The sequence below is a fragment of the Arthrobacter sp. Dra40 genome, from assembly GCF_059091905.1.
This window is the reverse complement of the sequence record NZ_JBNHHB010000172.1, coordinates 1-11,085: the sequence shown is the minus strand read 5'-3', so window position 1 is coordinate 11,085 and position 11,085 is coordinate 1. Positions and strand designations below refer to the sequence as shown.

The following is an 11,085-nucleotide window of genomic DNA, read 5'->3' as shown; positions in this document are numbered from 1 at the left end:
GCACGTTCCCGGACGAAGGGTGGGAGGCCCTCCTGCCCGGCGGCGGGGGCGGCGGGAGCGGCGGGGGCGGCGGGAGCGGCGACAGTAAGCGCGCGGCCGGCGGCGAAGACAACCCCGCCCCGCGGGTGGGTAGGAAAATCCCGCCGGAACAGCCGAAGCCCAAACGAACCCTGGGCGGCATCGAACTGCCCGACGAGAACACCGACCCGCACGCACCGCCACCCTTCTGAAGTTCCCATGGCCGGTAGATGCTGGACTGCGCTGCCTGCGGTCTCGGGACTGTTAACCAAGCCGGTCCGGCACGCCGAAGGTAAGGCTGAGTTTCCGCTCGGCGCTGCGGTCGAAGCGCAGCCGCATGTGATGCGCACGCCAGGCCCACACGATCCCGACGGCGGCGGCCGCCACCCCGGACAGCGCTGCCACCCCCAGCCCCCACCGAGGGCCGAAGCTGTTGGACACCAAGCCGACCAAGGGTGCACCAACCGGTGTCCCGCCCATCAGGATGGCCATATACAAGGACATGACGCGTCCGCGCATCATCGGCGCCGTCGTGGTCTGTATGTAGGCATTGGCGCTGGTCATGATCGTGATGGCCGCCGCACCGACCGGCACCAGTGCCAGCCCGAAGAGCCAAACCGTCGGTGCCAGTCCTGCCAAGGTGCAGGCGATTCCAAAGGCCACTGAGGCGCCGAAGATGTAGCGGAGCCGGGGCCGGTCACGCCGTGCACTGAGCAGCGATCCGGTGACGGACCCGGCTGCCATCACCGAGGAAAGCAGGCCGAAGTCACCGGCATGGCCGCCGAACTCGGTGCGCGCCATGGAGGCGACGAAGACGGAAAAGTTCAAGCCGAAGGTGCCGATAATGAAGATGGCGGCCAGCACCACAACAAGGTCCGGACGGTGCTTCACGTACCGGAATCCTTCGAGGATCTGGCCCCGACCCTTGGCCGCCTTCTCTCGCACGTGAAGTTCTTGCCGGCGAATGGCCAGCAGCGCAGCAATCATTGCCGCAAAGGTCGCGGTGTTGATCAGGAACACCGGTCCGGGACCGATGGCAACGGTGAGTACACCGGCGATGGCTGGCCCGACCATTCTGGCAAGGTTGAAAGAGGTGCTGTTCAGCGCCACGGCGTTGGGCAGGTAGTCGTCGCGGACCACGTCCGAGACAAAAGTCTGCCGTGCCGGCGCATCCACTGCCGTCACCATTCCAAGCGCCAGGGCAAAGGCATACACATGCCACAGCTGGGCCACATCGGCCATCACCATCAAGCCCAACCCCAAGCCCAGCACAGCCATCGAGATCTGGGTGGCCATCAGCAGCTTCTGCCGGTCGAACCGGTCGGCAACGAGCCCGGCCCACGGAGCCATGACCAGCTGCGGACCCATCTGCAGGGCCATCACAACGCCCATGGCTGCGGCGTCTTGCTCGGTCAGGATGTCGTAGACCAGCCAGTCCTGCGCTGTACGCTGCATCCATGTACCGATGTTGGAGACCAGCGCTCCAATGAACCAGATCCGGTAGTTGAACAACCGCAGCGAACGAAACATGCTTCACCGCCCTTTCCGGCTGCAGAACCTGCCTCGTCGATGGGTCACGTCAGGATGTAGCTTCAGCGTCCTCGGTCGCGCCGGAAATGCCGGCTGAGTGCTCGTCGACGGCGACAGCAGGGTGCTCGTCGACGTCCGCGGCTGAGTGCTCGTCGGCAGCTGCATCCGGGACATCGCTTGCAGCGCCATCCTCGCCAATGACGGGGTCTGCGTCCGAGGCTTCGTCCTCGCCAATGGCGGGGTCCGCTTCCCAGGCTTCGTCCTCGCCAACGGCGGGGTCTGCTTCCCCGGCTTCGTCCTCGCCAACAGTGGGGTCCCCGGCTTCGTCCTCGCCAACGGCGTCCACGGCTGCTGTGCCTTCGTCAAAGGCCCCGGCCTCTTCAGCACCCGGGGCGTCCGCAGTTGCTTCCTCGCCGGCAGTGTCCTTGTCTGGGGCAGCGCCTTCCTCGTCGGCAGGGTTCGAGTCCGGCTCCGCATCCCCGGCTACAGTGGCGGCGTCCTCTGCCGTATCCGCTGCTGAAGCCACGTGGGTGCCCTCCGCGGCGGCCTCCGCTTCCGCAGCTGCCGCAACTTCCTCAGGCCGCACACGGTCCGCCCACGGCACCCACTCGGGAGCCAGCAGCGACTTCTCCGACGGCAGCAGTCCTACTTCACAAACGGTGGCTTCCTTGCCGCGGGGTACCCGGGCCAGCGTGGCGTACCATTCCCAGCCCGTGTAGCCTGCCAGCTTTGATTCGAAGCGATGCGTGACTAGCCGGTCGCCGTCGGCAGTGCTCCCGACGTGTGCACCAATCTGTTCGGGCGGGGCAATCTCCAACAGGCCCTCCCGCGCACGCTCCACCGCGGCGGCCAGGACTAGGTCAAGTTTGGGTGCGCGCCGCGCGGGCCGCCGCCGGGGCGCCGCCTCGGTCTCCGGCCCGCCGACGACCGGCTGCTCCGCGGACGTTGCTTCAGCGCTGGAGTCGGTCAAGTTTTCAGTCATCAAGGCCGCTTAAGCGTCCAGGTCGTCGGCCACACGGCGGAGCACCGCAGCCACCTTGGACGCGTGGGAGCGTTCAGGGTAACGGCCCTTGCGCAGCCCATTGGAAATTCCGTCCAAAAGCTTGATCAGGTCTTCGGTAATCACGGCCATGTCCTCGGCCGGCTTGCGCGTTGCGCGGACCACCGAGGGAGCGGCGTCAAGAATGCGCGCAGAGAGCGCAGACGGGCCGCGGCGGCCATCGGCGATGCCGAATTCCATACGGGTGCCTGGCTTGACGTCTTTGACGCCGGCCGGCAGCGCCGAAGCATGCAGGAACACCTCCTGGCCATCTTCGCTGGCCAGGAAACCGAACCCTTTTTCCGTGTCAAACCACTTGACTTTGCCAATGGGCACTTTGATTACCTCGTTCTGCGTCATATTGCACCGGTACCGCCCGCTGCTGCGTTCTTACCATGGGCCCCCTCCGGTAGTACACCGGCCGCGCACGCGACCGCGCCGGAGCGGGGAAAGTCTGTCTCTAGGTTATCTTGTTCCGCCGACGCCAGAGCCCCGCTGCAGGCTGATTCTGCACTCATGGCGTCAACGCCCGCAATTGGGCCGCGGTACCTCCACTGTTAATCTGGTGTCATGCGCCCACCCGTCCCCGCCCACAATGCGTCCAGCCCCGCCGAGTCCGGCGCGCTGCACCGCCTGCTCGTGGTCGCCGCCATCCTTGTACTGCTCGTAGGACTGGTCAGCCTGGGTGTGATTCTGGCCGGCGCCATGGCCGGCACGCCGGTATGGAGCGGCTTCTTGGGGCTGGCCTGGTTCTGCTTTCCTCTTGCCTTTGTGCTGATGCTGCTGCTGGTTGCCGGCAGCGTCCGGCGCCGCCGCCGCAGCTAGCCCCACATCCGCGGACGGTGCTGAAGGCCGGTCCGACCCGGCTCCGGCCGGTCTTCGCACCACCGTCCCACTCTGGTCGCCCGCTCCGCTCCGGTGGCAGGCCCGCTTCGGCTCCGGTAGGCCGCCAGTGCGCCAGCGGCGCGGGGTAACGTTAATCCGATGTCCTCCATCCGCGCCTTGGCTGGCCAGCTGGCCGCCCGCAGCGACACCGAGCTGCGGCGGCTGTTCAATGCCCGCCCGGATCTGTGCCTGCCGCCGGTGCCTGACTTTTCCGCCCTGGCTGCACGTGCCTGTACGCGGATCAGCCTGCAGCGGGTACTGGAGAATCTCTCCCGGCCCGAGCTCGAAGTACTCGAAGCCGTGGTAGTCAGCACCGATGTGGATGCCGGCCGTGGAGCCGATGCCTGTTCCCTGCGGCCCCTGCTCGTGACGTCAGACGGCCCCGCGGCCTTGCAGGATGTGGATTCCTGTCTCTCCCGGCTCCAGGAACTCGCCCTGCTGCTGCGTGCGGACCTGCCATCACACGACGACGGCGGTGCCGCCCGGCTATACCCCGCCTATCTCCCGGTTGCGAGCCTCGCCGAAGCACTGGGACCTTATCCTGCCGGCCTCGGCCGCAGTTACGCGGCCCTGGCGGCTGCCAGTCCCACGGCAGCTGAACACCTGGTCCGCACGGTGCGGCTGCTGCAGGACGCCGGCCACGTCCTGCCGGGCGCAGGCCCCACGCCTCGTCGGGATACAGCCCTCGAAGAACGGACGGCCCCCGGCGTGCCAGCGATTCCGGACGGACCGACGGCCCCCGGCGTGCCAGCGATTCCGGACGGGTCAGTGAGTCCCAGCGAACTGTCGGCCGCCGGCGGGTCCACGGCCCCGGCTGCCCTTGCCGCCGCCGCCCTTGACGCCTGGCTCGCCGACCCCGCAACCTGGCCCGCGCTGATGGCACAGGCTCCCGAGCACACAGATCAGCTGCTCGGCAAGTTCCGCCGGTCCCCGCTCGGAGCGCTGCCGCACGCACTGGGCGCAGTCGACCCGCGCGACGCCGCCTCGCCGGTCGACTGGCTGGCGGCGCACGCACTGCTGGTACCGATCGACGCGTCGCATGTGGAGCTGCCCCGGCCGGCAGGGCTGGCGGTGCGCGGCGGCGCAGTAGCCAATCCCTGGCACACCCGGCCCCCGGCCATTGCTGCCGAACCGGTCCGGAACTCCCTGCGCGACAATGCAGCGTTGTCCGCCGCAGCCGAGACGCTGCGGCTGGTGGCCGAACTGTTGGAACAGGTACGCCAGAGCCCGGTAGCCACGCTGCGGGCCGGCGGGGTGGGCGTGCGCGAAGTCCGGCGGCTGGCGGACTCGCTGCGGATCGCCCCTGACGCTCTGAGCTGGCTGCTGGAACTCACCGCCGCCGCCGGACTGATCCTCCTGGACGTAGACACCTCCAGATGGGTGAGCCATGCCGGCGACGCTTTCGCTTCCCTGGAGCGTCAGGACCAATGGCAGTTGCTGGTGTCGGCCTGGCTGCAGCTGGACCGTGCACCCTCGCTGGTGGGCGGCCGGACGCCGTCGGACACCGCCATCAACGCGCTGGCGGCCGAGGCGTCCCGCCCTGATGCACCGGCCGTCCGGCGCCGTGTGTTGGAGGCACTGGACGAGCTCTGCGGGCCCGGTTCCACCGGCGGGTCCGACGGAGAAGGCGATCCCCAGGAGGCCGGCGCCGCCGACCGAACCCCGGCCCCCTCGCCGGAAGCTGTCACCGCTTACTTGGTCTGGCGCCGGCCCCGGCAGCAGCGCCGGTTTGAGCGCCTGGTTCCCGGCATTATGGCCGAGGCTGCACGAATGGGGCTCATAGGTTCCGGCGCCCTGACCGAGCTGGGCCGGGCCGCCGCGCAGGACCGGCTCTCCGATGCTGCTGCGCTGCTGGCCGACCAACTGCCGGCGCCGCTGGACCGGTTCCTGCTGCAAGCGGACCTGACGGCGGTGGCGCCCGGTTACCTGGCGCCGAACATCGCCGCGGAGCTCTCCCTGCTGTCCACCGCCGAAGGCCAAGGTCCGGCAGCCATCTACCGGTTCTCGGCCGACAGCATCCGGCGGGCTCTGGACTCCGGCCGGGATGCTGTCCGAATACTCGGCTTCCTGACCCAGCACTCCGCGACCGGCGTGCCCCAACCGCTGGCCTACCTGGTGGAGGACACCGCAGCCCGGCACGGCGGCCTGCGCGTTGGAACGGCCGCGAGCTACCTGCGCAGCGAGGACGAGGATGCACTGACGGATCTGCTGGCTGATCCGCGCGCGGACCGCCTCGGGCTCCGCCGGCTGGCCCCTACCGTGGTGGTGGCACGGACTGGCGCCCGCGATCTGATCGCCTCCCTGCGCCAGCTCGGCTATGCGCCTGCTCCGGAGGCCGACGACGGCGTGGCGTTGGGCGGCGGAGCGGGCACCGGCGGCAGTTCCGCGGACAGTGCCCCGGCGGATGGCGCCACAGCTCCGAGGGCCGGCCGGGCGCCGTCGTCGTCGTTCCCGGTCAAAACGAACCCTTGGGAACTGACGGCAGAAGATGCAGACGCCCAGCTGGCCATGCTGCGGAGCAGCCGCGTTCCCGCCGGCCCCGCAGCAGAAGCGGGGCCGCTGCTGGCACTGGAAACGCTGCGCACCGCCATCCGGTTGAAGCAGAAGGTGCGGATCGGCATTGTGGATCCGGACGGGAACCACCGCCGGCAGGTGATGCTTCCGCTGTCCGTCAGCGGTGGGCGGGTGCGCGTCTTCGACCCCGACCGGGACAGCGAGCGCACGGTATCCATCCACCGGGTGATGGACATTGAACTAGTGGAGGGCAGCTGAATGGCCAATGGACCCCTGATTGTCCAAAGCGACAAGACCATCCTGCTGGAGGTGGACCACGAGCAGTCCGCCGAGGCCCGGCATGCCATCGCCGCCTTCGCAGAGCTGGAGCGGGCGCCGGAGCACGTGCATTCCTACCGGATCACCCCGCTGGGGCTGTGGAACGCCCGCGCTGCCGGGCTGGACGCCGAACAGGTGCTGGACACGCTGCTGACCTACTCGCGCTTCCCGGTGCCGCACGCGCTGCTGGTGGACATCGAGGACACCATGTCCCGGTACGGGCGGCTGCGGCTGGAAAAGGACCCGCAGCATGGCTTGGTGCTGCGCACCACCGATTACCCGGTGCTCGAAGAGGTCATGCACGCCAAGAAGATCCAGCCGCTGCTGGGCCCGCGGATCGATGCCGAAACCACCGTGGTGCACTCCTCGCAGCGCGGTCAGCTCAAGCAGCTGCTGCTCAAGCTCGGCTGGCCCGCGGAGGACCTGGCCGGCTACGTCGACGGTACGCCGCATCCGATCGCGCTGGCCGAATCCGCTGAACCGGGTGGCTGGCAGCTGCGGCCGTACCAGCGCCTAGCCGTGGAAAACTTCTGGGCCGGCGGATCCGGCGTGGTCGTGCTGCCTTGCGGAGCCGGCAAGACGTTGGTGGGCGCTGCCGCCATGGCCACGAGTTCCACCACCACGCTGGTCCTGGTGACCAACACCGTCTCCGCGCGGCAGTGGAAGGACGAACTGGTCAGGCGGACCACGCTGACCGCGGACGACGTAGGTGAATACTCCGGCTCGGTCAAGGAGGTCCGGCCGGTCACGATTGCCACCTACCAGGTGCTGACCATGCGCCGCGGCGGGCTCTACCCGCATCTGGAACTGCTCGATGCCAATGACTGGGGCCTGATCATCTACGACGAAGTGCATCTGCTGCCGGCCCCGATGTTCAGGATGACGGCGGACCTGCAGGCCCGGCGGCGGTTGGGGCTGACCGCCACGCTGGTGCGCGAGGACGGCCGCGAGGGCGAGGTGTTCTCGCTCATCGGCCCGAAGCGCTACGACGCACCGTGGAAGGACATCGAGGCCCAGGGCTACATCGCACCCGCCGACTGCGTCGAAGTCCGGGTGGATCTGCCGCGCGATGAGCGGGTGGCCTACGCCATGGCCGACGACGGCGACAAATACCGGCTGTGCGCGACGTCCCCCACCAAGACCCCGGTGGTTGATGCCCTGGTGCAGGCGCACCGGGGCGAGCAGCTGCTGGTGATCGGACAGTACATCGACCAGCTCGATGAGATCGCAGAACATCTGGACGCCCCGGTGATCAAAGGCGACACCTCGGTGAAGGAACGGCAGCGGTTGTTTGACGCGTTCCGCCGCGGCGAAGTGCAGACGCTGGTGGTCTCGAAGGTAGCCAACTTCTCCATTGACCTGCCCGAAGCCACGGTGGCCATCCAGGTCTCCGGGTCGTTCGGCTCCCGTCAGGAGGAAGCCCAGCGCCTGGGCCGGCTGCTCCGGCCCAAGGCAGACGGTCGCTCCGCCCGGTTCTACACGGTGGTCGCACGGGACACGCTGGACCAGGACTTCGCTGCCAAGCGCCAGCGCTTCCTGGCCGAACAGGGCTACGCCTACACCATCAAGGACGCCAAGGACGTGGTCCAGCCGTAGGCCACGCGCAGGATCCGCGTTCGTCACCCGTGGCCCCTCCGCGGCCGTGCCACGCAAGGCCTTGCACCTGCAGCGAATACTCAGCAAACTCCCAGAAACCGGGAGCACACTGGGAATGTGAAAAAGCCTGAGCCCGAAGCCAAACTGTTGGTAGTCGACGACGAACCGAACATCCGGGAACTGCTGTCGACCTCGCTGCGGTTCGCAGGATTTGAGGTGGTGGCTGCCGCCAACGGCCGTGAAGCTTTGGACGCTGCCGAAGAGCACTCACCCGATCTGGCCGTGCTGGACGTGATGCTGCCCGACATGGACGGCTTCACCGTCACGCGCAAGCTCCGCGCTTCCGGACGACATTTCCCGGTGGTTTTCCTCACCGCCCGCGACGAGACCGAAGACAAGGTCACCGGCCTGACCGTCGGCGGCGACGACTACGTGACCAAGCCCTTCAGCCTGGACGAAGTGGTGGCCCGGATCCGTGCGGTCCTCCGCCGTACACGTCCCCTGCTGGATGACGACGCGGTCATCCAGGTGGACGACCTGGAGCTCGACGACGACGCCCACGAGGTGCGCCGGGGCGGGGAGGTCATCGATCTCTCCCCCACTGAGTTCAAACTGCTGCGGTACCTGATGCTGAACCCCAACCGCGTGCTGTCGAAGGCACAGATCCTGGACCACGTCTGGGAATACGACTTCAATGGCGACGCCTCCATCGTCGAGTCCTACATTTCCTACCTGCGCCGGAAGATCGATACGAACCCGGACACCCCGCCACTGATCCAGACCAAGCGCGGCGTGGGATACCTGCTGCGCACGGCCGACCGCCGCTGATCCATGATCGAACGGTGGAAATCGGCCTCGCTGCGGTCGCAGCTGGTGCTGATCATGGGTGTGCTGATGGTCGCCACCTTGACCGTGACCTCGGTGCTGATCCTGACCCTGCTGCACGACACGCTGGTCAAGCAGCTCGACGACGACCTGACCAAAAACCGCCAGGCTATCTCATCCTTTTTGGTGCGTGAGGCGACCTTCCCCACCCGAGCGACCTACTCGTCCAGGTACTACGGCGCACTGCTTGACCACGACGGCCAGCTCACGATTGACACGAACCCCACCGGCGACCGCCCGCAACTGCCCCACATCACTCCGGAAATGGCCCGTGCCCTGCAAGGCAAGGGGTTCCACGTTCCGGGAACAGAACGGGACAGCCAAGGCTGGCGGGTTCAGGTCATCTCGCTGCAAAACGATTCCGGCTTCGTCGCAGTGGCAGTGAGCTACAGCGAGGTCAACAGCACCTTCGACAAAGTAGCGGTGAGCACGCTGCTCATCGCCGTCTCCGCCACGGTGGCGGCCATCGGCATTGTGTGGCTGGCCGTCACCCGCTCCTTCCAGCCCTTGACCACAGTGGAGAAAACAGCCGCGGCCATTGCTGCCGGGGACCTTTCCCGCCGCGTCGACGTGATTAACCCGGCAACCGAAGTAGGCCGGCTGTCCAGCTCGCTCAATGCCATGCTCGCCCACATCGAAACCGCTTTTGCATCCCGGACCGCATCTGAACAGCGGATGCGGCGCTTCGTTCAGGATGCCTCGCACGAGCTGCGCACGCCGCTGGTCACCATCCGCGGCTTCTCGGAGTTGTACCGGCACGGCGCCCTGCAGTCGCCGGAGGACGTGGGCGCCGCCATGGGCCGGATCGAGAGCGAAGCCAAGCGCATGGGCCAGCTGGTGGAAGATCTGCTGACGCTGGCCCGGGTGGACGAACAGCGCCCGCTCGAAGCCAAGCCGTTGGACCTGCTCCTGCTGGGCAATGATGCGGCTTTGGACGCACGGGCCAGCGCGCCGGACCGCACCATTACCGTTGTGGGGCTCGACGGCGGTGCGCCGCGTCCGGCTCCGATCGTGGGGGACGAAGCCCGGTTGCGCCAGGTCGTGGCCAACCTGGTCACCAACGCCCTGCGCTACACCCCTGAGGGCTCGCCGCTGGAAATCGCGGTCGGTGTGCAGCCGGTCATCGATGACCGCCTGGATTCCGTGCTGGAGGTCCGCGACCACGGTCCGGGGATCTCCGAAGACGAGGCCGCCAGGGTGTTCGAACGCTTCTACCGGGCCGATACCTCCCGGCATCGTGAAACCGGAGGCACGGGTCTGGGACTGGCCATCGTGGCGGCGTTGGTGGCGCAGCATGATGGCACCGTCAGGTTAACCGAGACTCCGGGCGGCGGCGCGACCATGTCGATCCGGATTCCGTACCACCCCTTGGCTGATGAAAATGAGCCGTTTGACCTCGAGTGAGCCGCGCGGCCCTTCCCGGTGAGGGTTTTTTCCACAGCCAGCGGTGCGGGCCTCGCGGTATCCTCTGCTGCTGCCTAGCCTGAACGGTGTTGGATAACCACCCCACCAGGCGGAGGACACGATGGCCGTATTCCGGGTAGACAGCGAGGCTCTTGCCGCCAAAAGCATGGCAGTGCAGGGTACCATCGGACGACTGCAGGCGGAGGTGAACACCATGCAGTCCGGATTGCGCGAGTTGGAGTCGCTGTGGACGGGATCGGCGGCGGCGAACTTCCAGCAGCTGATCACGGACTGGCGGGCCACCCAGCTGAGGGTGGAAGAATCCCTGGCCAGCATCAACGCCGCGTTGTCCCATGCCTCGCAGCAGTACTCACAGGCGGAGGAGGCCAACGCCCGCATGTTCCTGACCTGACCTTCTTGGTGCTGGGGCCCGGCGCGGTGGCGGTTCAGCCTTGTTCCGGTGTTCCCTGATGGAAGCGCAGGCGCCACTGCCGTCCGTCGCGCTGCCAGAGCGAACTGCGCAGGGCTGAGCCATCGCGACGGACGCTGCGGTAGGTCAGCAGGATGCTGTCTTCGCCGAGCCGTTCGGCCGCGAAGACCTCCATGGAGGCATCCAGCTCGGGGCTCTCCTGCAGTTCGTTGATCATCGCGTCCCTTGTCCACATCCGGCCGGATTCGCCGATCTCCGCGAACTCGGGGTGCAGCAGCACGGCGACGCGTCCATAGTCTGCGCGGACGGCAGGGCTGAGAAGCTCCTTCTCCAGCCGCACCACCAGCTCTTCTGCCGCTTCCCCCTCTGCGGTTGCATCTGCGGCGGCGAAGTCTTCGAGCTCGGAGAAGAGGTCCGGCTCCGGCAGCGTCACCGCTGCCGGTTGAACCGAGCGGGTTCCGGCAGG

General features: G+C 67.6%; 10 protein-coding genes and 1 pseudogene. 7 read left to right on the top strand and 4 right to left on the bottom strand.

The genetic code is table 11. The annotated features are described in order from the left end of the window. Positions 1 to 230 (top strand): annotated as a pseudogene (locus tag AC5RWT_RS29600) (hypothetical protein); the annotation flags it as partial. Positions 231 to 282: 52 nt separating this feature from the next. Here AC5RWT_RS29600 and AC5RWT_RS29595 read toward each other — a convergent pair. From AC5RWT_RS29595 to AC5RWT_RS29585, 3 genes are read right to left on the bottom strand one after another with little or no spacing between them, the layout of a single operon-like run. Continuing rightward, positions 283 to 1,548 (bottom strand): MFS transporter, encoded by a 1,266-nt coding sequence (locus tag AC5RWT_RS29595; protein ID WP_494083320.1) that lies wholly within the window; start codon positions 1,546 to 1,548, stop codon positions 283 to 285. A gap of 49 nt (positions 1,549 to 1,597) precedes the next feature. Next, positions 1,598 to 2,530: a DUF3027 domain-containing protein gene (locus AC5RWT_RS29590; protein ID WP_494083319.1), complete on the bottom strand. Its 933-nt coding sequence runs from the start codon at positions 2,528 to 2,530 to the stop codon at positions 1,598 to 1,600. Positions 2,531 to 2,539: 9 nt separating this feature from the next. Further along, a complete protein-coding gene (locus AC5RWT_RS29585) occupies positions 2,540 to 2,923 on the bottom strand; it encodes a cold-shock protein (protein WP_494083318.1) in 384 nt (127 codons plus the stop codon). Between the two features lie 234 nt (positions 2,924 to 3,157). On the opposite strand from AC5RWT_RS29585, the gene AC5RWT_RS29580 reads away from it, so the two are divergent. The 6 genes from AC5RWT_RS29580 to AC5RWT_RS29555 all read left to right on the top strand — a co-directional run bounded on the left by AC5RWT_RS29580 (position 3,158) and on the right by AC5RWT_RS29555 (position 10,601). After that, the gene (locus AC5RWT_RS29580; protein WP_494083317.1) at positions 3,158 to 3,412 is read left to right on the top strand and encodes a hypothetical protein; all 255 of its coding nucleotides are present in this window, start codon (positions 3,158 to 3,160) and stop codon (positions 3,410 to 3,412) included. Positions 3,413 to 3,571: 159 nt separating this feature from the next. Further along, positions 3,572 to 6,244 (top strand): helicase-associated domain-containing protein, encoded by a 2,673-nt coding sequence (locus tag AC5RWT_RS29575; protein WP_494083316.1) that lies wholly within the window; start codon positions 3,572 to 3,574, stop codon positions 6,242 to 6,244. Continuing rightward, on the top strand, positions 6,245 to 7,900 hold the full coding sequence (locus AC5RWT_RS29570) for a DNA repair helicase XPB (RefSeq protein ID WP_494083315.1): 1,656 nt from the start codon (positions 6,245 to 6,247) through the stop codon (positions 7,898 to 7,900). A 117-nt stretch (positions 7,901 to 8,017) separates the two neighbouring features. Next, positions 8,018 to 8,728, top strand: coding sequence for a response regulator transcription factor (locus AC5RWT_RS29565; RefSeq protein ID WP_494083314.1), 711 nt, complete (start codon positions 8,018 to 8,020; stop codon positions 8,726 to 8,728). Between the two features lie 3 nt (positions 8,729 to 8,731). Further along, positions 8,732 to 10,189 carry a sensor histidine kinase gene (locus AC5RWT_RS29560; RefSeq protein ID WP_494083313.1) on the top strand — a complete coding sequence of 486 codons (1,458 nt, stop codon included), beginning with the start codon at positions 8,732 to 8,734 and terminating at the stop codon, positions 10,187 to 10,189. 121 nt (positions 10,190 to 10,310) lie between these two features. Continuing rightward, positions 10,311 to 10,601, top strand: a complete 291-nt coding sequence (locus tag AC5RWT_RS29555) for a WXG100 family type VII secretion target (protein WP_494083312.1) — start codon at positions 10,311 to 10,313, stop codon at positions 10,599 to 10,601. Between the two features lie 34 nt (positions 10,602 to 10,635). Here the strand turns inward: AC5RWT_RS29555 and AC5RWT_RS29550 are convergent. Then, positions 10,636 to 11,085: nuclear transport factor 2 family protein (locus AC5RWT_RS29550; RefSeq protein ID WP_494083311.1), on the bottom strand; the 450-nt coding region annotated here is incomplete at its 5' end.